Consider the following 25,075-nt stretch of genomic DNA (forward strand, 5'->3'; position numbering starts at 1 on the left):
CACGCTCAATCTGTGTCGGACGGCATTGCGGCATCGGGCGATCGCTCCCAAAATGGCTGGATTGCTTTTACTTCTGCTTTCACGCCTAAAAGAAGCCGCGTGGCACATCCTGCGTTAGACGAACTTCGATAATCTGGTTCGGCAGGATCGTCGCAGGCTGGGGGGGCAGTGACAAAGGTCGTTGCCGCTCCAGCCCCCGCCCCCCAGGGCCAGCCCCACCAGCCCAATGCCGCCTGTCAGCAGGGCCCAGCAGCAGCGCCCCACCTGCACCAATGGCGGAATTCCGCAGAATGTCGTCTTCAGAGACGCGGCGATCGCCCGACAGTCGATCCCGACCGCCCCTCAATGCGCTGGTTACGCCCGTTCACGCTGATTGCCTGCACCACAAAGCGACTGCCCTCGCGGTTTGTTTCAAACCGTCCCAAAGCTGGCTGTCCCCGTGGAAACACCACGCGCCCGCTGTAGTCGCGCACGGATTCTGTTAATACAAGAACTTCTTTGCCAGGGGCGATCGCCACTCAGCGTCAGCGGTACGCGGCCGGGATACCCGCGCAATCATCGACGTTCCCTGATGGGCAGCAGCACGTTCGGGGTTAAATGGTGTCGCGGCGACCGATGCAGCGGGCAGGCGACTGGCGCTCGACGGGCGACTCGAAACGCCTTCATTCACCACACCCGGCGCAGGTTGCAGCACGGGAAGCGATGGACTGGGCGAGAGGCAGGCGCACGATTCACCCTCAATCGAAACAATGGGGTTCGGGCGTAGACGCAACTGGCGCAGGCGCAATCGGCGGCAGCGGATCGGGCAAAATTGGAGCCGCCGCAGGAGCCGCACTGGGAACTGCACTGGGAACCGCACTGGGAACCGCCGCAGGAGCCGCATCCAGGGGCGGAATCGTCACCGTGACCGGCCGCCCGTCTGGCGCGGAGGGTGGCAAGGTTGCGGGAATCTGCCATGCGCCAGAAGCACTGCTGCTAGGCAGTGTGGGAATCGAAACCGCGCTGGGCGCAGTCGCCCCTGGTGGCGTGGTTTGCAGTGTCGCTGGCATGGTTTGCAGCGCCGCAGCGGGTAAACTGGCGGGTGGTGCTGTCGCCGGGGCTGCGGGCGGAATCTCAACGGGCACAGGCGGGGCGCTTGGCAACGGCGTTTCAACTGGTAGCTCGTTGCGACGAATTCGCACGGTGGTATTGCTGCCCGCTAGCTCAGGCGGAATCGGAGAGGACTGGGACGGCGTTGTGGCAATGACAGGCGGCGGCGCGGGCTGGGGAAGGGGCTGATGCAGGGGGGAAAGCTGCGGCTGGGAAACTTGTGGCTGAACAGATTCAGGCAGAGCCGCAGGCTGGGGCACGACTGGCGCAACGGGCGGCGCGGCAGAAAGTCCGAACGGTTCCGCAGGCGGGATAGACGGCGCAACGGGCTGAGTTGCAGTGGTCGTCGCCCCCACCAGCACCGGACGCAGCACCCAGCGGCTCTGTCCGCTGGACGCAGGGCCCACCTGCTGAAGCTGCACCTGCTCTGGCGCAAGGGTGGCATCGGGCGACAGTTCCATCACAATTCGCGTTAGCCCAGGCTGAAACTGGCTCACGCGCACCTGCCGCACTGCGCCGCCATAGACTTGCCCAGCCGACACTGCGCCCACATCGGTGTTGGGCAGATCCATGACAATTCGCGTCGGCTGCGCCAGCAAAAACGTGCGTGGCGTAACGCCTGCGGGCACCGTCACCTCTAGCTGTGTGCTGGCGGGGTCAAACTGCCACTGGGTGAGGGTGGAGGCCTGGACGGGCGCGGCGGTTGTGGAGAGGAGGGTGGCGATCGCCCCCAGCCCAATCATGGCCGGGTTTGCAGCCATCACCACCAATCCCAAACTTGCGCCCCATCGCTTCAAGCGCGTGCCGCTCAGCGTACTGTTCTGCGTTCCATTCCGCCGTGTTGCCTGTTGCATAGTCCTAATAAAAACCTGACTGGACTAACCCGCCGCGCAGCCCAAACCGTAACTCGACTGTCCCTGAAGCAGACCCAAACGCTGCGTGTAGCGGCTTATGAAGATTTTAACCGCTTAGTCTGGTGTCAAGTCTAAGTCAACCGCTGCCAAATTCTCAACTTTTTTTACAGGAAGACAGCCTATTTCACCTGCCTGTGCGAGGCCGTGGAACTCAGTCGCCGAGTAGAATAGGCTGGAATGATAACCATTCTCAAAGAAGCTGTCTTAAACCTCCCTCAAAGAAAAGCGACTCCATGTGGCTTGAACGAGATTAATGGCAGGTTTGGAACGACAGGTTTAGTGAACGCTCCATCAGGAGGTGTGAATTGCAAGAGGTTGTGTTAGCCGTGGAGGGGCTGACGGTCTATCGAGAATCCTACGCGGCGGTGCAGGACGTGTCCTTTGTGCTGGAGGCAGGCACCGACACGGCGATCGTCGGCCCCAATGGCGCAGGCAAAAGCACGCTGGTGCAAGCGGTTTTGGGAATTTTGCCGCGCCAGTCGGGTCATGTGCAGTGTTTGGGACATCCGCTCAGCCCGTCGGGCAAGTTGCCCATGAGCGTGCGGCGGCGCATTGCCTATCTGCCGCAAAATCTGTTGTTTGACCGACGTATCCCGATGACCGTGAGTGAACTGGTGGGGCTGGGCTGGGACGCGCTGGGAATACAGTGGCCGTGGGCGGGGCAGGGCGATCGCCATCGGGCGGTGCTGGAGTCGCTGGAGCGAGTCGGCGCAAGCCATCTGCGCCATCAGCCCATCAGCGGCCTCTCCGATGGCGAAACCAAGCGGGTGCTGTTGGCCTATTGCCTGGTGCGTCCCCGGCGGCTGCTGATCCTCGATGAGGCTCCGGCGGGGCTGGATGTGCGCGGCGAGTCAGAGTTCTATCGCCTGCTCAGCCAGCTCAAACAAGAGCAGGGCTGGGCGATTTTGCAAATTTCTCACGACTTGGAAATGGTGCGCCGACACTGCGATCGCGTGCTGTGCCTGAACCGCCGCCTGCTGTGTCAGGGCATTCCCGAAGTAGCGCTCGCTCCCGACAACTTGGCTGCTGCCTACGGCTCAGAGTTTGTGCAATATCGACACATGCATTAGTGCCATGTCTCTTCAAGCTGATTTGATTCGCGTAATTGAGCTATTTCAGTTCCCGTTTATGCAGCGGGCGCTGATGGGTGGCGTGCTGACAGGGCTAATGGGCGGCATGTTGGGCAGTTTCACCATCCTCAGACAGCTTTCGTTCTTTAGCGATGCCTTGGGGCATTCCACCTTGCTAGGCATTAGCCTGGGCGTGCTAATGGGCATTAGTCCGTCGATTGTGTTGCTGCCGTCGGCCGTGTTGTTTGCGTTGGGCGTGAATTACTTGCTGCAACGTACTCGCCTCTGGACAGACGCACTGCTGAACATGATCTATTCTTCATCGCTGGCGATCGCCGTCATTATCCTCAGCTTTATTGACTCCTATAAAGGCGGCCTCAACAATCTCCTGTTTGGAGACATTTTGGCTATTCAGTATTCTGACTTGTGGACGAGCGGCATTCTGCTTTGCATCTGTGTTCTATTCGTCAGCCTGTCGCTGCGGACACAAATGCTGATGACGCTGAATGAACCGCTGGCGATCGCCCGTGGGGTATCTGTTGAGGTTCACCGCACGGCGTTTATCGTGCTGCTGTCGCTCGTCGTCGGGGTGTCGATCAAGGCGATTGGGGCGCTGCTGGTGAGCGCCTTTGTGGTGATTCCAGCCTGCGCGTCGCGACTGCTGAGCCGCACTTTCTCCCAGTACGTGCTGCTGTCGGCCGCGCTAGGAGCCGCCAGCGCTCTGTTGGGCATTGTTCTATCGGCCTGGTTTAACCTGCCGTCTGGGCCCAGCATCGTCGTGACGCAGTTGGTAATTTTTTTGGGGGCGATCGCCTTCTCCCAGCTTCGGCCCACCGCCGTCCGCGCCTGACCAGCCCCTTGTTTGGCAGCTAAATCTTTGACCCGCAGATGGTTCAGTCCACCCGACACGCTATGCAACGTCACTCAAAAAAAGAAGTCCTGTAGGACACACGACCCTCTCGATCAATTGAGATATATCGCTTCTTTTGAAGCTCATAGACAATCAGTTCCTTATCCACCTCGGAGATGCCCCCCTGGAACTGAAACATCGCCCCAATCGAGTTCAGTAACGTGGTCTTCTTAGTCGGCTTTGACTTAAGCAGTCGTTCTGCAACGTACTGGATCGTTTCTGGGTCGTGGGCCCGGGATTCTTTTTGATCGGGATGTGCTTCTTCCTCTTCTTTTCGTGCTAGCTGAATGAGATGCTGGGCCAGCCGGAACTTTTCCCGATACGTCAGTTCCTCACAAATATCCAATATTTCGTTGTAGGCTTCGCTGTTCATCTCAGGCTTTGTCCGTCTCAGTCTTTATTCAAGGTATTTGTGTGTCCAGTATCAATTCTCTCTGGTGGCGCTACGAGTGCAACGGGTGGCAGCCCCGTAGACGCTTGACTGGCAATCCAAAATTGCAAATCTAAAATCGAGAATCGATAAACGCCAAAGGCAGAAGGTCGTCTATCATGCGGCTAGAGAGCAGCTAGAAAGCGGCAACAAGTACCGCTTTCTAAAGATACGTCAGATACTTTAAAAAAATACGCTGGTTTCGCCTTAGCGGAGTGCGCTGCTGCTCTTCCCAGCAGGTTGCAGTTCTGCGGTGCGAACCGATAGTGTGCGGGTCAGATCGCCGCGCTTTACCGTAATCTGGAGCGGCTTGCCCAGTTCACTGTTTTCCACAATGGTTTGCAACTGGTCAGCACGGGTAATGGCTTGCCCATTCACCTGCGTAATCACATCACCGCGACGGATGCCGCCCTTGGCAGCGGGGGAATCGGGCACAATCCCCATGACCAGCGCCCCGTTCACCTCTGGCAAAATCAGGGTCGCGTTGGGGTCTTCGTTGTTGTCTCGCGCTTGTTCTGGAGTCAGCGTGGCAATTTGCACGCCCAGGTAGGGGTGCTGCACAGACTCGCCGCGAGCTAGCCGGGTGGAAATGTCCTTTGCTTTGTTTATTGGGATGGCAAAGCCGATGCCCATTGCATTGGCGCGGATGGCGGTGTTGATGCCAATGACTTCGCCCTTCTCGTTGAGCAGGGGGCCGCCAGAGTTGCCGGGGTTAATCGCGGCATCGGTTTGAATAAAGTCTAGGCGCTTGTCGGGAATGCCCACGTCGGCACTGGAGCGGTTGAGCGTGCTGACGATGCCCAAGGTGACGGTGTTATCCAGTCCCAGGGGATTGCCAACGGCGATCGCCCAGTCCCCCACCTGCACCGCGTCCGAGTCGCCCAGCGTGGCCACCGGAAGGCGATCGCTCGTGTTAATCTTCACCACTGCCAGGTCGGTCACTTCGTCTACGCCGCGCACTTCGCCATCAAACTGGCGACCATCTTTCAGGCGCACCGTCACCCGGTCGGCATCGTCCACCACATGGGCATTGGTCAAGATCGTGCCATCGGCGCTGATGATAAATCCCGACCCCTGCCCGCGCAGTCGCTCCTCATAGCGACCGCCAGGGGGCATCATGCCATCGCCAAAGAACTGGCGGAAAAAGGGATCGTTGAACATCGGGTCTACGTTTCGAGAAACCGTGCGCTCCGTGTCAATCCGCACGACCGCCGGCCCGACCCGGTTCACCGCTGCTGCCACAAAGCTGCTCCCGCGCGCTGCCCCCACGGGCACATCAGCCGACGCGGCTGGAGTTGCTAGCGGATTGAGCAACAGCAGCCCACACAAAAACACCATCATCAGCCGCGCCACAACCCGACGCGGCGCTTGTAACTTCAGCCCATTCATGAACCTGTCCCGTTGCATGGCAATTTCTCGTCTCGCGCAATAACTCTGAGCGTGCCGGAACGCCCTTGATGCATACAGCGCTCCATCGTATATCTTAGCGATCGCCCTTCATTAGCGACACTCCAATGGCGGTACGGTTTTCAGGACTGGGCTAAGATGAGGGCAGTTTGGATCGCCGATGAGCGAACCCCGACCACCTGCTCTGTGGCAGTAATTGTCTAGCAGTAATTGTCTAGCAGTAATTGTCTAGCACTGCTCGTTTTGTCCCTTTCTTGCCCCTATCATGACCGCCCCCAAGCTTTCGCAAAACAGCTCTGAGCATTCCCATTCGCAGTCTGATGCGGCGCATCTGCATACCGACCCTGCGACGCCCGAACACGCCCACATCCACAGCGAGGAATCGCTCCGGCAAATCCTCAACCGGCTATCTCGAATTGAGGGGCACATTCGCGGCATCAAGCTGATGGTGCAAGAAAGCCGCCCCTGTCCTGATGTGCTGGTGCAAATTGCTGCTGTGCGGGGAGCGCTGGATCGCGTGGCGCGGGTCATCTTGGACGAACACCTGACCGAGTGCGTCGGCCGCGCTGCCCAGAATGGCAATATCGAGCAAGAACTGGAAGCCCTGAAAGCCGCGCTGGATCGATTTTTGCCGTAGATTCTGCGCTGATGACTGGCTCAGTTTCCGGCGATCGCCAGTTCCTCCCGCAGCATCTCCTCGTAGATATAGGGCAGCGAGGCGCTCATGGAATTGGTTTCGATGCCGTAGCCCAGGCTGGTCCAGGTGGGGGAAAGGATATACAGCACGTCCTCAATCGCCCCTTCACGCAGCAGTTGGGCTAGGTCTACGCCCCAGGCCTGGGGGTCGCTGAGCCAGGCATAGACCACAGCATCCTGATATTCTGGCTCAAAGCTGTAGCTGCGCCAGCGCCACAGGCCAGACGGGTTGGGGTGATAGATCTGCGCCTGCTCTAGCCAGGTGGAGGTGATGAACTGGTAGCGGCCCGCAGCCGTGGTGCAATCGCCCAGATTGGGCCCTGCGACGATGGGAACGCAGCGGTCGGGATGCTGGGAAAAATCCTCGAAGCGATCGCCCCCATAGATCAGCGAATAGGGACGCGGATCGTTGGACTCGCTGGCAGAAATCGTCCGCATTAGCGCTCGAATGTAGGGGTCGCCGCCCTTCATCCGCAGGGGAATCGGCGTGACGCTGCCGACGGGTTCTCCACTCCGGGGCAGAGATCCGTCCCAGCCCATCACTTTTTCCACGACAGGCAGCGCCATCAGCGCCAGCGCCCCCATCAGCAAAATGCGGGTCACGGTGCTGCGCTTGGACGGCAGCGGCTTGGGGGATGAGGTTGGAGAAGGAGGAATCAGAGTCACGAGTTGGCAAGAAGGTTCAGCATTGTGGAGTACCCAGCGGAGTACCCAGTGAATTACCCAGCCTGGATTTAGGCGATCGCCCCAAACAGTTCACCATAGGAACGGGCGGGGGCATCGGGACGGGCCACCACTTCCACAATCTTATTGCGGGCTTCCGGTAAGGTTAGCGCTTCTACGCAGACTTCTGCCACCTTTTGGCGGGGAATGCGCCCGTCAAACAGCGTGTCTGGGCCCTGCATCACCACCGCATCGGGCAGGTCATCTTCCAGTAGCCCACCGGGCCGCACGATCGTATAGGTCAAACCGCTCTGCTGAAGGTATTCCTCCGCCTGCTTCTTCCACACCAGGATCAGCCAGAACAAGTTAAGCGGATGAAATAGCTTGGATACGCAGAGCGACGATACCAGAACAACGTGCTGAATGCCCTGCGCTTTGCAGGCATCCACCAGATTCTTTGTGCCTTCCAGGTCTGTTTTGTAAGGGCCCGTCGGGTCGAAGCTGGGGGCGGCTCCGGTGGCGCAAAGCACGACAGTACAATGGGCGATCGCCGCTTTCAGGCTGTCCGGTTGCAGCACGTCGCCCACCACCAACTCGGCAGCCGGGGGCAACACCTCGCGCCCCCGCTCCAGGTTTCGCACCACCGCCCGCACAGGAATCTCTCGCCGCACCAGCTCTTCCACAATGCGTCGCCCCGTGCGCCCCGTTGCGCCTACCACACAAGCCTTCATCGCGATTCCTCCTGAATTTCAAGCCCTGAATTTCAAGCTTGTTCTGCCCGTTCCCGTTGCAGAACCTCCCAAATCCTACCCCAGCCCGCCCGCTTTCCAGGTCGGGAAATCTCGCTCTGAACTGTGTAGCTACCCGATGTTAAATAAAAACCAGGGGTTTGTCTTTTAGCGGGGCAAACGCATCGGCATCGAAACGGTAGAGGCTGGCGGGTCGGCCTGCGCCGCGCGACACCTTGACCCCGGTGTCGGCCAGAAACCCCAGCTTCAGCAGGCGCGATCGAAAGTTGGAATAGTCTGAAAAATTTTCGCCCAGCACGGTGGTATAAAGCTGGTACAGATCGCCGAGGGTAAACAGTTCAGGCAGCACCTCAAAGGCAATCGGGCTATATTCCAGCTTGTTTCGCAGGCGGCGATAGCCATATTGCAAAATTTCCTGATGGTCAAATGCTAGCTCCGGCAACTGATTCATGGGATACCAGGCGATGCCGCTGACTCCGTCGGCAATCAGTTCGGCATCGGCCAGCCGCACCAGCGCAAAGTAGCTCACCGACAGATAGCGCACGCCATAGCGGTTAGGCGCTTCTCGCGGATCGCGCTGGGGCCCGCCAAAGGTGTAAAGCTGCTCCAGATAAAGATTGTTGACGCGGATTTTTTCGGATAAAACTCGGTAGGCGGCATCTTCTAGCGACTCGCCCTGGCGTACCAGCGTCCCCGGCAGCGACCAATAGCCCAGATAGGGGTCGTTGTCGCGCATGACCAGCAGCACCAGCAGTCGATTTTGTTCCGTATCGACCGAAAAGATGACGTTATCCACGCCCACTTTGAAATCTGCTAGCTGGTGTGGAGTGGAGTCACTAGGCTTGCGGGAGTGTCGTCCTGGCATGAGGTGTAGAGGCGCTGTTGGTGGATATATGCCTCGATGGGAGGAATGAGCAGGTGCGGGTCTTTGTCGGTGCGGTAGGCGGTGGAGGAGGCAGGAATGCCTTCGTGGGGGGCGATCGCCACCGTTGCGCCCAGTTTCCGCAGCGGCTCCAGATCCGTCTCTCGCAGCGGATAGCCCGGCCGGGGCACCACCAGCAGCCGCACTGTTTGCAATAGCGCCTCCACCCGATACCACTTGGGCAACTGCGCCACCAGGTCAGACCCTACCACCAGCGTAAACGTCGCCCGCTTCCATCGCCTCCGTGCCCGGTTCACCGTCACCAGCGCTCGCGGATGGCTGAGGTCAGGATAGACGTGCAGATTCCGGCGAACCGGGCGAATCTCTGCCACCATCAGCCGCAGCATGGCCGTGCGATGCTTCAGGGGTGTTTGGTGCGACTTGAACGGATTGTTCGATGCCCACACCGCCACCTCATCAAACTGATCCGCCAGCCACACCAGGATATCCTGATGCGCTCGGGTGGGCGGGTCGGCGCTGGTTCCAAAGAGGGCGATGTGCATGGTTAGAGGCGAGGGCTAAGGTTAGGGTTCGGAGTTGATTTGAGCGTTGATCTTTTTAGCGCGAGCCAGATAAACCATCAGCAGTTATCCCCGCAGCCGTGCCTGCGTTTCCTCGGTCAGGCTATGCAGCGCGGGCGTGATTTCCGGTGTGTAGGGGTCGATGCAGATGACCTGGCGGAGGGTGGAGGGGAGGGCGGCCACGTTGGCGCGGGTGCGCTGGGCGATCGCCTCTAGGGGTTCGGAATGGGAAAGGCGCTGGCCCTGCTTCATCACCTGTTGCAGCAGGGGTTGGGCGTTGGGGTGAGTTTCGGTGCAGAGACCGAGGCGATCGCCCCCAAAGTGCCCGTCTTCGATGTAGCGAAACACCTGCTTGCGGCCAGGGTAAGTGGCTTTGCCGCTGGAGCCTTTGAGCGTGGGAATGCCGTCGATTTCAACGAGCTTATACACGCCGTTGACCGGGGAACCCGTGACCAGCTTGGTGCCAAAGCCATAGCCGTCGATGCAGGCTCCGGCCTGTTGCAGCCGCTCGACTTCGTATTCATCCAGGTCGCCGCTGGCAAAGATGGGAACGCCAGGGAGGAGCGATCGCACAGATTTCGACAGTTCCACCAGATCGCCAGAATCCAGCCGCACACCGCCCAGTTCCAGCCCCTCGGTCTTGATCCGCTCTGCCAGCCGGGCCGCCGCCGCTTCGGAATCGTAGGTGTCGATCAGCAGGGGCGCTTTGGGAAAATAGCGATGAAACGCGCTAAACGCATCCTGCTCGCTGCCTTCCAGTGCCTCCAGCGCCATCACCAGCGAGTGGGCCATCGTGCCACTGGGCTTGCGACCCAGTTGCAGCGCCGCCAGCACGTTTGAGGTCGCATCCAGCCCCGCCGCCAGAGCCGCCCGCGCCGCCCAGATCGAGGCTTGGGGGCTAAAGGCCCGCCGCGTGCCAAATTCCAGCAGCGTCGCTTCGGGGCCGGCCAGATCTCGCAGCCGCGCCGCCCGCGTTGCAATCAGGGTTTGATAATTCAGCGTGTTCAGCAAGTAGGTTTCCACCAGTTGCGCTTGCCAGAGGGGTGCTTCGATTCGCAGCATCGGCTCGTGGGCAAACACGACCGTTCCCTCTGGCATGGCCCACACGTCGCCGCTAAAATGCCCCGTTTCCAAAATGTCCCAAAATGCGACGGGTGCCTGGTCAAACAGCCCAGTTGCTTTCAGCGCATCGATCTGGGACGTGCTAAATTTCAACTGTTGCAGGTAGTCCAGCGCTTGCTCTAGCCCCATTGCCACCAGATAGCCAAAACTCTGGGGCAGCCGCCGCACAAACAACTCGAAGCTGGCAGGTCGTAATGCCAGGTCTTCGCCGACGTAGCAAGCCGCCATCGTGAGCTGGTAGAGGTCGGTCAGCAATCCGTAGTCTGCGGGCGTAAGGTTCAGCGCAGAGGCAGCCATAAGCCAGTGCAGTGTCATGGTTTAGTTTTAGGGTGATGCCTTGGCTCGTAGTAAGCGCTTCAGCGCTAAAGCGCTTACTACCAAACTAAGTTCTAGCTATGACGTAGCACTAGGTTGACGAGTGAGAGAGAAGTGAGCTTCAGCGTTTATGGCTAAAATTATAGTAACTTCAACCATAAATGTCTATTGCCAATTCAGGTTGTCTTGGAAGAAATGCTCAACAAAGTGATTAATAGAGGGTCGGGCTGGGCCTAGTTTTACTAAAAAAAACCAAAACTGAGGACGAAACTTTTACAAAGATTACGTTGAGATGATTCTTAGAAATCTTAAGCATTTTCGCCTGGACTGGGCTTCTCACCTACGGCTAGTGTTGAAACCAAGCCTCGCAGTCTAGCTAGAGTCATTCTGGATTGGTTTTGGGGCGATCGCCCTCGCCGTCTACACCTTGGGATCTAAAACGCTACAGCCGCCCTATGGACATTTCCGTTCTCACGCAAACATTTCTGGCAATCTTTGTACTGGCTGATCCACTGGGCAACGCGCCGATCGTCGTGCTACTTACCAAAGGCATGGATCTCGACCAAAAAAACCGCGTGGTCGATCGCGCCACGCTGGTCGCTACGCTAATTTTGCTGGGCTTTGCCTTTGTCGGTCAGCCGATTCTCACCTATTTGCACATCAGCACGGCCTCGCTGAAGGTGGCGGGCGGGCTATTGCTGCTGCTCGTGGCGCTGGATATGTTGCAGGGAGAAATTAACACCTATGAGGCGGAGCAAGAGCGCGACGTGGCGATTACGCCGCTGGCGCTGCCGCTGCTGGCGGGCCCGGGTGCGCTGACCACCGTCACGCTGCTCATGGCTGATCGTCCTACGGCTCGCCTGAGCGTGGTGCTAGGGATCGTATTATCAATGTTTGTGACCTGGGTCATTGTGCGCCAGTCTACCCGCATCGAAAAATGGCTGGGCGAAACCGGAACCATCATCGCTGCAAAGCTTCTGGGCTTTATCCTGGCGGCGCTGGCGGTAGAAATTGGCAGCGAGGGAATTCGAGAACTGTTTTTGTCCTGAAGGTTGTCCAGCAGGTTTGGAGTGGGCGTGATGGCGTTTTGATGTGTTGAGAAGAATTGATGGTGGGATGATGAGAGGAAGAGAGCATTGAGGGATTGGAACTTGAGAATCTTGGGCAGCATTTTGGGCTGTATTCAAGATTATGCCTATCCCCCACTCCATCGTCCGTTCCCTTGCTAGATTCCCAGTCATGCGCCGCCTTCTCCCACTCCTCCTCCTCTGCCTCTGCCTGACGGGCTGCATTCAATACGACGTGGGCATTACCTACGACAGCCAGACCCACGGCGAACTGGTGCAGCGGATTCGGCTGGATGGGCAGATTCCGGCAGCACGGCGATCGACAGCGCGGGCGTGGCTGGACGGGCTAGAGCAGCAGGCGCGGAAACTGGGCGGCAAGGTGCGCCACCCATCGAAGCAGGAGTCGCTAATTACCATTCCGTTTAATAATGGCAAAGACTTGGCTGCGAAATTCAACCGCTTTTTTAACCCGTCGCAGGAGGAGCGGCGGCAGCTTTGGGGGCCGGATCTGGCGGAACTACCTGCGATCGCCGCTCGGATGACTGTGCGTGAAACGAATCTGTTGCTGGTGCAGCGCAATCGGCTGAGCCTGGATTTGGACTTGCGATCGCTCGCCGTTCGGGGAGCGGATGGCCGCCTGCTGGTGTCGCCCGGTGGTCTGCTGGATGTCGATTTCAATCTCAACACGCCCTGGGGTGTCCGCAGCGTAGACAGTACGCCAGAACCAAAACTGGGCAATCGCCAGTTGACCTGGATCTTGCAGCCTGGCGAACTGAATCATTTAGAAGCAGTGTTTTGGGTGCCTAGCCCGCTCGGTTTGGGAACTGTGGCGATCGCCGTGATTGTCGGCATTGGTGCCCTGGTCAAGGCGCTGCTGGAGGGGGATGGGGGAGTGGAGTGATGGGGCGAGAAAAAAACGAAAAACGAAAAACGAAAAACGAAAACTGGAATCCCTTAGCCCTTCGTTCTTCGTTCTTCGTTCTTCACTCTTCTCTCTTCACTCTTCGTTCTTCACTCTTCACTCTTCATTCTTCACTCTTCATTTTTCTCTCTTTCTCCCTCCACCCCTCCTAACTCCCAACCTCTGGCTCTCGCTCCGTCCGAATCCACTGGGTTTGACGATTGCTAAAGAAGCCAAAGTAGCGGGGGATTTTGCGAACCACGTAGAGCGGAATACTGAGCAAGGCGCTGGCGGGAATCAGATCTGTGCCGAAGCGCACCCATGCGCCGGAGATCGCGCCCAGCAGCAGGCAGCCCTGAGCCAGCAGCAGCGCCGCAGGTAGGGCAGATGCGCCCAACAGCAGGGCGATCGCCGCTATTCCCAGCACCACAGCCCACAGCATCACTAGCAGCGACAAGGGCGGCACGGCCAGATCGAGGGCGATCGCCAGCAGGTCAACGCGACCCCGCCGCAGCGTTTCGCCTAATAACCGAGGCACTTGAGTCATCAGCGTGTGCAGATGGCCATGCTCCCAGCGAGTGCGCTGCTGGTCGGCGGCGGTTCGGCGGGCGGGCAATAGCCCCATCACATAGGCAGTGGAGCAAAAGAGGGGCGGATGTCCGGCGATCGCCAAGTCCAACCCAAGCTGCATATCTTCCACAATATTGCCGCTGGCCAGGGGTATCCCCCGAATCACATCCCAGGGAAAGGCCATACCTGTGCCCGTCAATAGCGACGGCATTCCCAAGCGCGATAGTCCCAGCAATCTCACTTGATTTTTCACCAGAAACGCGAGAGACGATATGGCTGTGGCTGCACTGGGGCGCGGTGGTGTTTCCATTAGATAAACCGATTGCACCGGGCGATGCGTTGCTGCTGATAGGCTGGCAATTTCGGACAGTGCGCCAGGGTTCATCCAGCAGTCTGCATCGGCCATTACCACCACCTCTGGCGGGTTTTTGGCAAGATAGCGCAGCCCAAAATCTAGTGCATAGCCCTTGCCACGACGGTCGGGATCGCGCCGCTCAATCACCTCAGCGCCAGCCGCGAAGGCGACAGCGGCGGTATCGTCGGTGCAGTTGTCGGCTACCACCAGCAGGCGATCGCCCGCTTGGAGCTGCGGCAAAATCGTGGCGATCGCTGCGCCAATGCCTGCTGCTTCGTTATGGGCAGGCATCAGCACTGCCGTCCGGGGATGCACTCTGCGGCGCGAATTTAGGCGCAGGCAGCGGCAGCAGCGCCATCACGCATTCCACAAACAGTACCGACACAGGCACCAGCAGCAGTCCACCAAGACCCAGTAGCAAAAGATTGAGCAACAGCATAGGGCTTCGCCTTCAGCAACCATTCAAAACACACAAATCAAGACACACAAACTAGCGCTCTCTTAGTGTGGGTGGAGAATGGCAGCGGCTAACTCCGAAAACTCACGCAATTTGCCAATCTTCTGATGCTTGTATCTGTACTTGGTCTTGCGAGATATGCAGTTTTTATCCGTTCCTCAATGCAAAAAGTCCTGGAAAGCGAATGGATGAAAGAATGTTGTGGCTTAGTCTAGGTAGACTTATAGGAGAAAACCAGACAGGAAAGAAAAAGGTGAAAGAGCAGTTGCCTGAATACCTTCTAGCTTCATTAAAAGCTGATTATTACTCGCCAACCTAATCCAGGTATCTGCTGCGTCTGCGCCTGTGCCTTGCTCAATTTTTAAGTCATTGGGCAGCAGATTGCTGATACGCAAGTCGATCAAATCCTGATTCAAATCAAAATCTTTTACAATCGCAGTTCCATCTCTGGATAGACCGAAGATGTCAGCGCCCCCATTGCCAACCAAAATATTAACGCCAGAGCCGCCCCTCAAGATATCATTTCCTGCACCGCCTCGCAAAATATCGTCACCACCCAATCCCAACAAAATATCATTGCCTGCCTGTCCATGAATTACGTCATTGGAATTATCGAAACCTCGAACCGTATTGTTCAACGCATTGAGAAACGTGACAGAATTTGAGTTTAATACCTGGTCAAAGTTCCATTCAGAATTGAATACATCAAAGCTATCCTGAATTTGCTCCTGTCCATCGAACAAAATATTTCCAAGGTCAACGGCTCCACCCGTCTTCTTTGTAAGGTTATCCAGATTTTCCAGCGAAAAGTTTTTGAGAATTACTTTTGTCTCAGAACCTTCAAATGTAATTTCCAGGTCTTGATTGTTTTGGGTTAGCAACAGATTTTTAGCCGTGAAGCGATCGCCCTTAAATTTCAGCGTGTCTAGCTCGGCGATCGCCTCTGCCGTAGGATTCGTTCCGCGACCGATGCCGCCGAAATTGTCGATGATAACGAGGCGATCGCCCTCATCTATCTCGATAGTTTTAGAACCGCCCGCACCGTCTTCTCGCTGGATATCCCCTGGGTTGACCGTTCCCAGTGTTCCTCCTTTTAGAAATACCGCAGAGTCTAATAATCCGTCGCGCACATCCTTTAGCTCAATGACCAACGTGTTCCTGGCGCCAGGTTCAATCAGCCCCACAAAGGTAAGCGGCTTTGTATAACCATCCAGACTAGTTTGATTGCTAAGCGGGCCGGTCAATGCCTCATTCCGAACAAAATCAGGATGGTAAGCGCCATAGGGTCCAAAAGCCAGGTTATTGATCGAAACGTTGTCGCCATTGCTGAGCCGAGCAAAGTTAAACCCATTCAGCGTCAGGCTAAATGAATCATTGAACTGACTCCCTGCAAACTCGACAAATTCTTCAGAACCAAACACATACTCAAAATACAGAAACTCTGCGGTATTATCTGCGTCAAATTCAATCTCAATCTTGATTGAATCGTTTGTGGCTCCTGCAAACCCAAAGTCAGTACTCAAATCATTCAATTCATTAATGAACCTGTTTGATACTGAAATCAATCCATCAGGCGATTCACCTTCGCTGCTTTCCCCCCGACCCGACTCCCCAACATATAGATAAAGCGGTTTATTAACTGTTGAGACTATTTGAGTTAAGTTAAAACCAATTTTTCCATTGTCACCCAAACTCATAGCTCCAACTAATTCATTTGTGGATCCTGTTGAATCAAATCTCTCTAACGTAGCAACTAAATTATTAATATTTCCATTCAGGATACCCCGTAGCTCAGGAGTAATCTCCACATCGTTATCTGCGACAGGAGGACGTTGACTTCCAGGGGCAAGAACAGTTCCAGCAGGCGTAAAGTCAAAAACGTCCAGACCTGGAATTGAATTAACAGCTTCGGCTGACTCAAGTTTGACATTGCTAAGTTTTATAGAGTCTAAATCAAAGCCGCTAAAGGGCCCCGTTGAACCTCCAAAGAAACTGCCGCTATCAGCAAACAAAATGGAGTTAATATCAAAACCAATCTTTGATAGATCGGCATAAAATACATCACTTCCTGATGCTTCATTGGGCCTTCCCGGTAGTTTAATGAACCTTAGCGGGATGCTGGTTCCGGGGGAAAAGCCGCCGTCTGCAATATTCTTGGTTGCCAGGTTTTTCACGTTGCCTGTGCTGAGGACGATGCCAGATTTCAAGTCAAATGGATCGTTCTGAAAGGTGCCAGATGCGTTGGCATTGCCGGTGAGCTTGATGCTGAAATTGCTGAGTCCTTTTGTGTCGCCCAGCAATGCCGTTTTGAGGATTTCAACATCATTATTCTGAGTGATTTTGAAGGCGATCGCCTGATTGTTTTCCATAGATTTTTGCCAAAAACTAAGTGGCGAAATGCTCATCCCTAAATCAGGACTCCTTCGCATTCCGATAGAAAAGTCGTAGCGCCTTTAATTGCATTGACATCAGCAATACCCTGGACAATTCCAATTAACTCTCTAGTGTTATTGAGGTAATTGATGTAAATTCCAACACCAGTGGGCAAGTTACCAGAGACAGCTTCAAACTGATAAGACTTAACACAACCAGATATCAGAATTCGATCTCCTTCGCCCGGATTAAAGTCCGTAATTAGCCCATAATCTTTGTCGCCAGCGACATTATAGAAATCGCAAGGAGTGGTTCCTGTAGTAGTTCTTACAGGCTCTAAACCTAGCCAAAACTCGTCGGCTCCTGTTCCACCCGTGAGGATGTCAATATTTGCCTGTAGATTTACATTGCCGCTATAAGAAATGTCGCCAAAAAGCGTGTCATTTCCCAGCCCTCCATTTAAGCCGTCGCTGCCTTCATTCCCTTGAATTAGATCGTTGCCGTTTTCTCCATTAAGGGTGTCATTTCCCAAATCGCCGCGGAGGGTGTCATTCGATGCGCCACCGAAGATTAAGTCATTTCCGAGAAATCCAGACAATTCATCGTCTCCATCGTTTCCTCGGATGACATCATCTCCGATATCTCCGCCAATTGTATTTGCCTGGTCGTCTCCTTCCAGCGTGTCGTTATAGATAGAACCTAGAAGATTTTCAATGTTAATTAGAACATCGCCTTCGGCGCTTCCTCCGCTGGCAATTTTGTTCTTCAAACTAATGTTTACTGCTGCCGCAGAAGTAACGTAGACAGCGGCATCTATCCCTTCTCCACCATTGAGTGTGTCGGCACCTGCGCCGCCATCTAGCCAATCATTTTCGGCTGCGCCGTCTAAGTAATTTGGCTCGGCATTCCCAATTAAAATGTCACCAAATTGTGAGCCTTCAATCTGCTCGATCGAGATTAAAATATCTCCAACTGGATCAACACTGAGATCTGCAAAGCCCTGTAAAGGAGAATGATTCAAATCAACGCGGACGGAAAATGTAGAGGTGCGATAACTGGCAATATCCCAACCTTCTCCGCCATCTAAGACATCTCCGCCCGGCCCACCAATCAGCAGATCATTGCCCTCATTTCCTCGCAGGAAATCGCTGCCGCTGCTGCCATCTGCTGTGTCGTTTCCCGCGCCCAGAACCAGAATGTCGTTGCCCAGTCCACCGCGAACGCTGTCGTTTTTAATCGTGCCCGTAAGCCGCAGACGGCTGATAGTATCGAAGGCGATCGCATCCAGCGTTCTTGCATTGTCAGCCGTGTTGCGAAACAAGAAGCCACCAGTATCACCCTGAAACCCGCCTGTGATGCCAGTTCCGACATCGTTGATGGAATAGTCCACGACCAAGACATCGTTGCCTGAGACTCCAGATACTGCGTCAATCTTGCCGCTGCTTAGTCCTGGATCAATTTCGTTATCGCCTGCATCACCTGTTAGGGAATCGGCGAACTGGGTGCCGCGAATGTTCTCGACGGTGGCGATCGCTCCATTCTTCTCAAACACATCGCCGCTGGCATCCGCATTAAAGCCGATGCCTGCTAGCAAACTGACGACGACATAATCTGGAGAGTCGCTGTAATCGACCCAATCCAGACCCCTGCCGCCCTCAAAGGTATCTGCGCCTGCACCCCCAAACAGGGTATCGTTGTTGCACCGCCCATTTAGCTTGTCATTGCCGCCGAGTCCTTTGAGGATGTTGCCTGCTAGATCCCCTTCTAGCGTGTCATTGTGGGATGAGCCTTCCAGATTTTCAATCGTGCTGTAGCCTTCTATGGGTTCAACTTTTGGCGCTTTATTGGGATCTTCTGATCGCGTAATACGCCCAGCAAAATCGAGTTGATCGCCTGCTGCGTCCCCGCCCTTACCTGTACCCCGGATCAAGCTGACATCCACCCCCGCCGCAGAAGTAAGATAAGAAGCCCAATCCTGTCCTGGTGATTCATTGACATAGCCGCCGCCATTGAGCGTGTCTGCACCTTTACCACCGAGCAGCCAGTCGTCTCCCAAATTGCCGCTCAGTCCTGCGTTGTCGCCCTCTAGCGAGTCGTCTCCATCGCCCCCATAAAGGCGATCGTCGCCGATAAGCCCTGCCAGATGGTTATCATCATCGTTTCCGAAAATGATGTCGTTATAGGCAGATCCCTGGACGGATTCGATACTAATCAGGCGATCGCCCTCTGCATCGCCACCAAAAGCAACGCCAGTTTTCAGATTGATAAACACTGCGGCTGGCGAAGGAATGTAGCTGGTACTGTCTTCGTCTGCGCCGCCATCAAGCGTGTCGCTGCCCGCGCCGCCCACCAGAAAATCTTTGCCCTTGCCCCCGGAGAGCGAGTCATTTCCGTTCAGCCCTTCCAGCGTGTTTTCATCGTCATCACCAAGTAAAATATCGTCCCCATTGGAGCCTTCGATGTACTCGATATCGATCAGGCGATCGCCCTCTGCATCCCCGCCTGAGCCAATAAACGCCTTTTGCTTGGGCCTGGTCAAATCGGGCGAAAAGCGCACACCGACCAGGGATTCTCGATAGCTGACCTGATCAGAGCCATTTTTGCTCTCCTTCCCTCCGTCGATTTCATCTGCACCCGCGCCGCCCAGAAAATAATCATCATCGTCACCACCCCGCAGCGTGTCGTCTCCTGCGCCACCCATTAAAACATCCTCTCCATCGCCGCCCTCTAGCAAATCATTGCCGCTGCCGCCATAGAGCTGGTCATTCCCTTTTTCGCCTTTCAAAACAGCAGGCAGAAACACACCATCCGCTACGACAATTACATCATCTTCTTTGCCGCCGTCCCCTTGGATTTGGGTAATATTCTGCCATTGCTTGACCAAGCCAAAAGCGCCGATTTCGACATTGCCTGTGGCCGGGTCTTGTGGAAGCTGAATCGTATAAAACTCTGCGATATCGCTTGGTCTTTGCCCATCAATCTCACCGCGCTCCTTCGCTCGATCGCCAATATTCAGCACCAGAATGCCTGGTGAAATCTCAGTTGCCAGACCTTTAGCCAGCTCCTCCTTGTCGCTGCATCCTGTCTCGAAGCTGAGCAGCATGACTTTAGCAATATTGAATCGTTTCTTAAAGCTAAAAATGCCAAATCCAATCTTTATAAATGCATCGAGAAATGCTGAAAGCTTGCCCGTGATTGGATCAAAAAGGCAGGATGAACCAAGTTCATCAACGTGAGCTTTACCATCTTTATTTTCACCGTCACTGAGGAAGATATCCAGCTCTCCCAGGATACCTCCGCCCACTCCGGCTTCAAAGATAAAAACGCTCAATGCGGCATAAGCAGCCAGACTAGCATCCAGGCTGGCGATCGGGTCATAGCCTCCTGGCGCATTAGGATTTGGTCTAGTTGCAATGTAAAAACCATTGGCGATTTTTTCGGGGTCGTTGTGTCCAGCCTGTCCAAATTGAATGAGTCCTCTTGTGTCGAACCCGACATCTAAATCAATGGAACCGCCCAGCAATCCTTCAATTTTTGCGCCGAGCGGGCCTAAGATTGGGAAATATTGGGCGAACTCAGCAGAAAAGCCAAGTCTAGGAATGTCATACCGAATCAAATCGACTTGCTTATTTAGCAGGAGATTAATCACCTGACCTGGTTCATCAAGCAGAGGAATTTCTAGCCCAGTTGTATTGCCAATCTCTGCTTTGAAAAAGCTCTGGGTTTTCTGTGCATCTGTATTTCCGCTCTCAGCAAGTTTTTCTAGCTGAGTGGCGATCGCCTCTACGCCACCATTGAGAATTGCGGTTGCCTTATCGAGGGTGAAATTAGGATCGCGAGGATCAAAGTCAGGATTTAAAGTGTAGCTGCCAAAATCAATCGGGATGTCTCCCAAATCGATCAGGTCACCAACCTTATCCACAATGTTTTTGATCTGAATGACCGCATCAATGAAATCGAAGACAGGCTTGGAATCGCCCAGCGGAAATCGCTCGATAATATCTCTCAGGCTGACTCTGCCATCTTTGTTGAGATCTAATCGAAAGCTGCGACCGAAGTCATCAATGATGGGCAATCGTTTCTGAAGAACGTTAACGATCGGCCCGATGGGAAATGCATTAACGATCGCCTCTACTCTCTGAAAGATGGGTTCCAGAAAGTCTAGAAAAGAGCCGAGATCAAGTTTGACGTTATCAAAGCTGATAGTGGGGCGATCGCCCAGCAAGCCGGTATTTTGAGCCAGCACTAAGCTTTTAGATGAGGCTGGAGCTACAATTGGGTCGCCAAAGTTCCATTGCAGGTTAAAGTCCGTGCTGATGGAAGGCAAAAACTTCGTGCCCAGATCGGTTTTCAGCGTGAGATTAACATTGGCAGCACCGCCCAGTTTCCAGTCAATTAAATCCTTTGGGTCAACAACTTCAAGCTCTGTTGTTGTTAACTGATCGTCGGCATCTTTGAGATCAATCGTGAACTTTCCGCTGAATTTTGTGGGTATATTTCCATCACCGTCTGCGTCTTGCCCTGCATTGTCGGGATTATCGTCTGCATCCTCATCGGTAACTGCTACTTTGAGGAAACCGAGAACCCCTGCTTCAGCTTTCATGTCGGGGATTGTGGCATCCAGCGTAATGGTTAGCTCGTCTGGGTCTTTGGTATTTACATAAAACCCATCAGTTGCATTGATGCCAAAACCCACATCCAAAGAGAACCCTAGCTGAGTTTTGACATCGCCTTCGACCTCTAAACCTAGTCCCGGCAACCCCAGATTAAAATTAACGGGTAATGTGAGTAATTCGAGCGATCGCCCCAATTTCAAGTTAATGCTGAGATTATCGCTGCTCTCGCTAACCTGGACATCCTGCTTATCAACATCGCCATCTCCATCCAGATCCTGAAGCCATCCAGTTTCATCTAGCGCCTCGTAGAGTTTCTGCTGAATAAAAGCAGAAGTTACAGGTTCTCCAGTGCCCTGGGCAAACTTTTCTCGAATCTCGTCTCGAAGCGTAGTTAGAAATTTTGCTGCCGGGTCGCTCGTCTCCTTGAGATGATTGCCGATCAGCGGCAGACTATTTGCAAGGACAATGGTATCAATTGCAGTTTGCAATTTTTCTAGAAACGCATCAACACCAGGCTGAAAAACCTCTAGATTTTCTCCCAAATAGGTTCCAGAAGCTGAAGTTTCAACATTCATGTTATTAATTCCAGAAATTAAGTGAGCTGCTTTTGGGGCTGCGGGCGAGTTCTCGTCAGCTCAGCCAGGTAAGCTACTTGCTGAATCCAACGGCTTTTAACTAAAAACAAGAAAATCAGTATTGGTCAGCTCTAGATTGGGAGATAGCGCAGCAATTTGAGTCTGAATTGCCGTCGTGCCGCTGCCGTCAGCGTCAAAAAAGAGCGCTCCCGTTGTGGGATTGTAGATAAACTGCTGCGTCGCAGTCGAAGCGCTGCTCCCGATAGTAAATCGGTCAGGAGACAGCACCCCTCCTACCAAAGTTGTGTCAAACCCTCTGGAAGAAACGGCGATTTTGTCGCCTTGAATCAAACTAAAATCTGTGATGACATCGTTTCCAGCTTCTGGTCGAGAAAAGGCAAATACATCTGCCCCTCCTCCACCTGTGAGTACGTCATCTCCGAAGCCACCGTCTAGTCGATTATTTCCCACATCGCCAATAATTTGGTCGTTTGCTTGGGTTCCAAATACGTTCTCAATGTTGCGAATGATATCCTGGCTGCCGTCGCTATACGTCACATCGCCCTGAACTAGATTGACCACTGCGGCAATGTTCAAGTCACCCAAGTTGACAGAATCAATGCCCAATCCGCCATCGATAGTGTCTTCTCCTAAACCACCAAGGAGCATATCATTTCCGGCTCCGCCAAAGAGAGAATCATTGCCCTCTTCACCGTCTAAATAATTGTTCTCAGCATCGCCAATTAGCGTGTCATCAAATGCACTGCCAGTAGCCCCTTCAAAGTTCAGAATCGTTTCAGATATATCCTCGCCAAGTGAGTTTTTATAGGTCACTCGGTTTGTTGTCAAATCTATTGTTGCGCCTGCGGGCAGATCGCCTAATAGCACCAGGTCAATCCCATCACCGCCGTCCAGCAGATCAATCCCGGTATTCCCTGCCAGAGTGTCATTTCCCGCACCGCCCACGAGGATGTCATTGCCTGCCAATCCAGATAATCGGTTGTCCCCTTCATCACCGACTAAACGGTCTCTTTGTGCAGTTCCTTGCAGTTGTTCAATGCTGATCAAAACTTCCGAAACTGCAACTCCGTTAGAAATATAAAAGACTCGCTCCTGGGTCAGATCAGCAATGACATCAACCTCTAAATCAAGCCTGATGTCTGCGTTTAAATCGCTTAAAATTGCCAGATCTTCGCCATCGCCGCCATCTAGTTGGTCAATGCCTGCGCCACCTGTTAGCTGGTCGTTGCCTGCGCCACCCCGAAGGATGTCATTTCCGGCTCCACCAATTAGGAAGTTGTTGTGGTCATCTCCCAGCAGCACGTCGTTGAAGGGTGTTGCAATGACCCCTTCCATGTTGAGGATGAGTTCGGTCTGTAGGTTTCCGGCGGAATCTAGATAGGTAAAATTCTTGGCTGCAAAGTCAACCGTTACAGCAGCGGTCATTTCTTCGAGGGTGAAACCATCGATTCCGCTGCCGCCATCCAGCAAATCAATGCCGTCGCCACCGTTCAATATGTCGTTATCTGCGCCGCCTTGCAGGATATCGTCACCTGTGCCCCCGCTGAGCCGATCGATTCCTGCCTGTCCTACAAGCTGATTATTGGCTGCGTCACCGATCAGGAGATCGTTAAACTGAGTGCCTACAATATTCTCAATATTGCGAATGGTTTCAGTGAGAGTCTGTGTACCCCCAAGCGGCAGATAGGTAAACGTCTGAGTTTCTAAATTCACTCTGACGTTACGCTCGGCATCGGAAAGGTAGGCAGTATCGATTCCATCACCACCGTCTAGCGAGTCTGCGCCAATGCCGCCAAAAAGCAGATCGTCTCCTGCACCACCAACCAGCGTATCGTCTCCTGCGCCGCCGACCAGAACATCATCTCCAACGTCGCCTTCTAATAGATTATTTTCTGTGTCGCCCAGCAGAAAACGATCCTCTGCTGTTTCAAGAAGCAGGATTGCTGCTGTATTTCTTTGCATGTTGCCTCAATAGGTTTGCTTATGGGACGAGTGATGCGCGATCGCCCTCTAACTGCTATTCGCATTGAATTGTATGGCAAGGGGATGAGACTGTCAGGGCGATAAAGTCGTGACTGCAAAATAACGAGGTCGGAATAAGCCGCAAAAAGTCGTGAAAAGCCGTATAGTTTTGAAAAATCGACTAAACGTACCGAGTCCGGCGATACACTGCGTGGTGTGAACCTATGGATCTGGATGAGTTGATCAGGGTTGCGGATGCTGTTGTTCGGCAAGAACTGAAACGACCGCTGAGCGATTTGGAGCGCTATGTGCTGCAAGAGTCGTTTAAGGGCAAAAGCTACGAGCAAATGACAGACGGCTGGGCTTTTAAGACGGTGAAAGATGCAGGTTCGCGGCTGTGGAAATGTTTTTCTCAGGCGCTTGGAGATGGCGTAAAAGTTCAGAAGTCTACGTTTCAGATGGCGCTAGTGCGCTTGTCAGAGCGGCTGGGGCATCGCCCGCCCGAACCTGCTCAAGCGGCTCTCTTTCCAGACTCATCCCTTCAAAAAAAGGCAGTTAACTTACCTGCCAATCCATTTGGCGATCGCGGCCGTATTACCGACCCTTCTCGATTCTTTGACCGATATGAGATTCTCAGGCAGATCTTTGAAGCGTTGCATCGAGGGGCTAGTGTGTCGCTTGTGGGCGAGTCGCGGATAGGAAAGTCTTCTTTGCTGGCGATGATTTGTGCCCAGGGTCCAAAAGAGCTTCAGCTATCGCCCACCGCCTTTGTGCAGCTCAATATGCAGTCGATTCGAGATGAAGCTGAATTTTTTGAAGCGCTGTGTCAGGAACTGGGCATCGAGCCGCCCTGTCGGGGCTATGCGCTGCGTCGCAAGCTGAAAGATACGCATCATATTCTGTGTCTGGATGAGGTAGAGCGGATGAGCCATTCTGACGACTTTAGCGGGCGCGAGCGGACGGAACTGCGGGGGCTGGCAGATGGCGCAAATGCTCCGCTGACGCTCGTTACCGCCAGTCGCTTGCCCCTGAGCCAGTTGTTTCCCGATTCGCCAGAGCAAACCTCGCCCCTAGCAGGCATTTGCCAGACGATTCAAGTAGAACCATTTTCGCCTGCGATCGCCCAATCTTTTATCATGCACCGTTTGCAAAATAACCCAATCCAGTTCACATCTGCCCAAATTCACCAGCTAATTGCCCAGAGCGGGGGACATCCTGCGCGTCTACAAGAGAGTGCGTCAGACCTGTATCGTCAGTTGTTGGAAGCCTGAATTGACCGCAATGCCACAGTTTTCTGTAGATTCCCAATGCTCCTGGGCTTCGAGGCGGACTCGCTGCCTTAGCCTGTTGCGAGGGCAACACTATCTCTG

Annotated in this window: 22 protein-coding genes; 6 read left to right on the forward strand and 16 right to left on the reverse strand. The window is 54.3% G+C overall.

Annotation, left to right across the window (positions count from 1 at the left end; translation table 11 throughout):
* Nucleotides 1-85: 85 nt before the first annotated feature.
* Genes O77CONTIG1_RS24655 through O77CONTIG1_RS15110 form a run of 4 tightly spaced genes read right to left on the reverse strand, consistent with a single transcriptional unit; the run spans nt 86 to nt 1,943 of the window.
* Nucleotides 86-346 carry a hypothetical protein gene (locus O77CONTIG1_RS24655; protein WP_156435303.1) on the reverse strand — a complete coding sequence of 87 codons (261 nt, stop codon included), beginning with the start codon at nt 344-346 and terminating at the stop codon, nt 86-88.
* Entirely contained in the window at nt 300-518 is a 219-nt protein-coding gene (locus tag O77CONTIG1_RS15105) for a hypothetical protein (protein WP_068512024.1), read from the reverse strand. The genes O77CONTIG1_RS24655 and O77CONTIG1_RS15105 overlap by 47 nt, the downstream gene beginning before the upstream one ends.
* Nucleotides 482-694 (reverse strand): hypothetical protein, encoded by a 213-nt coding sequence (locus O77CONTIG1_RS24660; protein ID WP_156435305.1) that lies wholly within the window; start codon nt 692-694, stop codon nt 482-484. The genes O77CONTIG1_RS15105 and O77CONTIG1_RS24660 overlap by 37 nt, the downstream gene beginning before the upstream one ends.
* A 43-nt stretch (nt 695-737) precedes the next feature.
* The gene (locus O77CONTIG1_RS15110; RefSeq protein WP_068512027.1) at nt 738-1,943 is read right to left on the reverse strand and encodes an AMIN domain-containing protein; all 1,206 of its coding nucleotides are present in this window, start codon (nt 1,941-1,943) and stop codon (nt 738-740) included.
* A gap of 365 nt (nt 1,944-2,308) precedes the next feature.
* Here O77CONTIG1_RS15110 and O77CONTIG1_RS15115 point away from each other — a divergent pair, with 365 nt between their 5' ends.
* Together O77CONTIG1_RS15115 and O77CONTIG1_RS15120 are read left to right on the forward strand one after the other, a co-directional pair.
* Nucleotides 2,309-3,073 carry a metal ABC transporter ATP-binding protein gene (locus O77CONTIG1_RS15115; protein ID WP_068512030.1) on the forward strand — a complete coding sequence of 255 codons (765 nt, stop codon included), beginning with the start codon at nt 2,309-2,311 and terminating at the stop codon, nt 3,071-3,073.
* 4 nt (nt 3,074-3,077) lie between these two features.
* Entirely contained in the window at nt 3,078-3,923 is an 846-nt protein-coding gene (locus O77CONTIG1_RS15120; RefSeq protein WP_068512034.1) for a metal ABC transporter permease, read from the forward strand.
* Between the two features lie 70 nt (nt 3,924-3,993).
* Here O77CONTIG1_RS15120 and O77CONTIG1_RS15125 read toward each other — a convergent pair whose 3' ends face one another.
* Both O77CONTIG1_RS15125 and O77CONTIG1_RS15130 read right to left on the reverse strand, forming a co-directional pair.
* Nucleotides 3,994-4,356 (reverse strand): hypothetical protein, encoded by a 363-nt coding sequence (locus O77CONTIG1_RS15125; RefSeq protein WP_068512037.1) that lies wholly within the window; start codon nt 4,354-4,356, stop codon nt 3,994-3,996.
* Nucleotides 4,357-4,620: 264 nt separating this feature from the next.
* Nucleotides 4,621-5,820, reverse strand: coding sequence for an HhoA/HhoB/HtrA family serine endopeptidase (locus tag O77CONTIG1_RS15130; RefSeq protein ID WP_084782700.1), 1,200 nt, complete (start codon nt 5,818-5,820; stop codon nt 4,621-4,623).
* Between the two features lie 265 nt (nt 5,821-6,085).
* On the opposite strand from O77CONTIG1_RS15130, the gene O77CONTIG1_RS15135 reads away from it, so the two are divergent.
* Nucleotides 6,086-6,457 carry a metal-sensing transcriptional repressor gene (locus O77CONTIG1_RS15135; RefSeq protein WP_084782701.1) on the forward strand — a complete coding sequence of 124 codons (372 nt, stop codon included), beginning with the start codon at nt 6,086-6,088 and terminating at the stop codon, nt 6,455-6,457.
* A 20-nt stretch (nt 6,458-6,477) separates the two neighbouring features.
* On the opposite strand, the gene O77CONTIG1_RS15140 is transcribed toward O77CONTIG1_RS15135, so the two are convergent.
* The 5 genes from O77CONTIG1_RS15140 to O77CONTIG1_RS15160 form a co-directional block, all read right to left on the reverse strand.
* A complete protein-coding gene (locus O77CONTIG1_RS15140; protein WP_286132340.1) occupies nt 6,478-7,182 on the reverse strand; it encodes a glycoside hydrolase family protein in 705 nt (234 codons plus the stop codon).
* A 68-nt stretch (nt 7,183-7,250) separates the two neighbouring features.
* Nucleotides 7,251-7,910 carry an SDR family oxidoreductase gene (locus tag O77CONTIG1_RS15145; RefSeq protein ID WP_068512042.1) on the reverse strand — a complete coding sequence of 220 codons (660 nt, stop codon included), beginning with the start codon at nt 7,908-7,910 and terminating at the stop codon, nt 7,251-7,253.
* A gap of 139 nt (nt 7,911-8,049) precedes the next feature.
* A complete protein-coding gene (locus O77CONTIG1_RS15150) occupies nt 8,050-8,793 on the reverse strand; it encodes an NUDIX hydrolase (protein ID WP_068512044.1) in 744 nt (247 codons plus the stop codon).
* On the reverse strand, nt 8,742-9,353 hold the full coding sequence (locus O77CONTIG1_RS15155; protein ID WP_068512048.1) for a nicotinate-nucleotide adenylyltransferase: 612 nt from the start codon (nt 9,351-9,353) through the stop codon (nt 8,742-8,744). The genes O77CONTIG1_RS15150 and O77CONTIG1_RS15155 overlap by 52 nt, the downstream gene beginning before the upstream one ends.
* 84 nt (nt 9,354-9,437) lie before the next feature.
* A complete protein-coding gene (locus O77CONTIG1_RS15160) occupies nt 9,438-10,808 on the reverse strand; it encodes a nicotinate phosphoribosyltransferase (protein WP_068512049.1) in 1,371 nt (456 codons plus the stop codon).
* A 455-nt stretch (nt 10,809-11,263) separates the two neighbouring features.
* On the opposite strand from O77CONTIG1_RS15160, the gene O77CONTIG1_RS15165 reads away from it, so the two are divergent.
* Together O77CONTIG1_RS15165 and O77CONTIG1_RS15170 are read left to right on the forward strand one after the other, a co-directional pair.
* Nucleotides 11,264-11,857, forward strand: coding sequence for a MarC family protein (locus tag O77CONTIG1_RS15165; protein WP_068512052.1), 594 nt, complete (start codon nt 11,264-11,266; stop codon nt 11,855-11,857).
* A gap of 190 nt (nt 11,858-12,047) precedes the next feature.
* Nucleotides 12,048-12,776 (forward strand): DUF3153 domain-containing protein, encoded by a 729-nt coding sequence (locus O77CONTIG1_RS15170; RefSeq protein ID WP_172799703.1) that lies wholly within the window; start codon nt 12,048-12,050, stop codon nt 12,774-12,776.
* Between the two features lie 169 nt (nt 12,777-12,945).
* On the opposite strand, the gene O77CONTIG1_RS15175 is transcribed toward O77CONTIG1_RS15170, so the two are convergent.
* The 5 genes from O77CONTIG1_RS15175 to O77CONTIG1_RS15190 all read right to left on the reverse strand — a co-directional run bounded on the left by O77CONTIG1_RS15175 (nt 12,946) and on the right by O77CONTIG1_RS15190 (nt 23,705).
* Nucleotides 12,946-13,992 (reverse strand): glycosyltransferase family 2 protein, encoded by a 1,047-nt coding sequence (locus O77CONTIG1_RS15175; RefSeq protein WP_286132341.1) that lies wholly within the window; start codon nt 13,990-13,992, stop codon nt 12,946-12,948.
* Nucleotides 13,979-14,140 (reverse strand): hypothetical protein, encoded by a 162-nt coding sequence (locus tag O77CONTIG1_RS26215; RefSeq protein ID WP_225894591.1) that lies wholly within the window; start codon nt 14,138-14,140, stop codon nt 13,979-13,981. Before O77CONTIG1_RS26215 ends, O77CONTIG1_RS15175 begins: the two co-directional genes overlap by 14 nt.
* A 239-nt stretch (nt 14,141-14,379) precedes the next feature.
* A complete protein-coding gene (locus O77CONTIG1_RS27010; protein WP_286132342.1) occupies nt 14,380-16,563 on the reverse strand; it encodes a choice-of-anchor L domain-containing protein in 2,184 nt (727 codons plus the stop codon).
* Nucleotides 16,564-16,565: 2 nt separating this feature from the next.
* On the reverse strand, nt 16,566-21,722 hold the full coding sequence (locus tag O77CONTIG1_RS27015; RefSeq protein ID WP_068512061.1) for a calcium-binding protein: 5,157 nt from the start codon (nt 21,720-21,722) through the stop codon (nt 16,566-16,568).
* Between the two features lie 96 nt (nt 21,723-21,818).
* A complete protein-coding gene (locus O77CONTIG1_RS15190; RefSeq protein ID WP_068512066.1) occupies nt 21,819-23,705 on the reverse strand; it encodes a calcium-binding protein in 1,887 nt (628 codons plus the stop codon).
* Between the two features lie 224 nt (nt 23,706-23,929).
* Here O77CONTIG1_RS15190 and O77CONTIG1_RS15195 point away from each other — a divergent pair, with 224 nt between their 5' ends.
* On the forward strand, nt 23,930-24,976 hold the full coding sequence (locus tag O77CONTIG1_RS15195) for an AAA family ATPase (RefSeq protein WP_068512069.1): 1,047 nt from the start codon (nt 23,930-23,932) through the stop codon (nt 24,974-24,976).
* The last annotated feature ends 99 nt before the right edge of the window (nt 24,977-25,075 follow it).

This window comes from Leptolyngbya sp. O-77, assembly GCF_001548395.1.
Classification (GTDB): domain Bacteria; phylum Cyanobacteriota; class Cyanobacteriia; order Elainellales; family Elainellaceae; genus Thermoleptolyngbya.

What these genes read in the sequence shown, in the direction of transcription:
- O77CONTIG1_RS15110 (WP_068512027.1), bottom strand. Translation starts at nt 1,943, where the DNA reads ATGCAACAGGCAACACGGCGGAATGGAACGCAGAACAGTACGCTGAGC.
- O77CONTIG1_RS15120 (WP_068512034.1), top strand. Translation starts at nt 3,078, where the DNA reads ATGTCTCTTCAAGCTGATTTGATTCGCGTAATTGAGCTATTTCAGTTC.
- O77CONTIG1_RS15125 (WP_068512037.1), bottom strand. Translation starts at nt 4,356, where the DNA reads ATGAACAGCGAAGCCTACAACGAAATATTGGATATTTGTGAGGAACTG.
- O77CONTIG1_RS15130 (WP_084782700.1), bottom strand. Translation starts at nt 5,820, where the DNA reads ATGCAACGGGACAGGTTCATGAATGGGCTGAAGTTACAAGCGCCGCGT.
- O77CONTIG1_RS15135 (WP_084782701.1), top strand. Translation starts at nt 6,086, where the DNA reads ATGACCGCCCCCAAGCTTTCGCAAAACAGCTCTGAGCATTCCCATTCG.
- O77CONTIG1_RS15145 (WP_068512042.1), bottom strand. Translation starts at nt 7,910, where the DNA reads ATGAAGGCTTGTGTGGTAGGCGCAACGGGGCGCACGGGGCGACGCATT.
- O77CONTIG1_RS15150 (WP_068512044.1), bottom strand. Translation starts at nt 8,793, where the DNA reads ATGCCAGGACGACACTCCCGCAAGCCTAGTGACTCCACTCCACACCAG.
- O77CONTIG1_RS15155 (WP_068512048.1), bottom strand. Translation starts at nt 9,353, where the DNA reads ATGCACATCGCCCTCTTTGGAACCAGCGCCGACCCGCCCACCCGAGCG.
- O77CONTIG1_RS15160 (WP_068512049.1), bottom strand. Translation starts at nt 10,808, where the DNA reads ATGACACTGCACTGGCTTATGGCTGCCTCTGCGCTGAACCTTACGCCC.
- O77CONTIG1_RS15165 (WP_068512052.1), top strand. Translation starts at nt 11,264, where the DNA reads ATGGACATTTCCGTTCTCACGCAAACATTTCTGGCAATCTTTGTACTG.
- O77CONTIG1_RS15170 (WP_172799703.1), top strand. Translation starts at nt 12,048, where the DNA reads ATGCGCCGCCTTCTCCCACTCCTCCTCCTCTGCCTCTGCCTGACGGGC.
- O77CONTIG1_RS15175 (WP_286132341.1), bottom strand. Translation starts at nt 13,992, where the DNA reads ATGCCTGCCCATAACGAAGCAGCAGGCATTGGCGCAGCGATCGCCACG.
- O77CONTIG1_RS26215 (WP_225894591.1), bottom strand. Translation starts at nt 14,140, where the DNA reads ATGCTGTTGCTCAATCTTTTGCTACTGGGTCTTGGTGGACTGCTGCTG.
- O77CONTIG1_RS27010 (WP_286132342.1), bottom strand. Translation starts at nt 16,563, where the DNA reads ATGAGCATTTCGCCACTTAGTTTTTGGCAAAAATCTATGGAAAACAAT.
- O77CONTIG1_RS27015 (WP_068512061.1), bottom strand. Translation starts at nt 21,722, where the DNA reads ATGAATGTTGAAACTTCAGCTTCTGGAACCTATTTGGGAGAAAATCTA.
- O77CONTIG1_RS15190 (WP_068512066.1), bottom strand. Translation starts at nt 23,705, where the DNA reads ATGCAAAGAAATACAGCAGCAATCCTGCTTCTTGAAACAGCAGAGGAT.
- O77CONTIG1_RS15195 (WP_068512069.1), top strand. Translation starts at nt 23,930, where the DNA reads ATGGATCTGGATGAGTTGATCAGGGTTGCGGATGCTGTTGTTCGGCAA.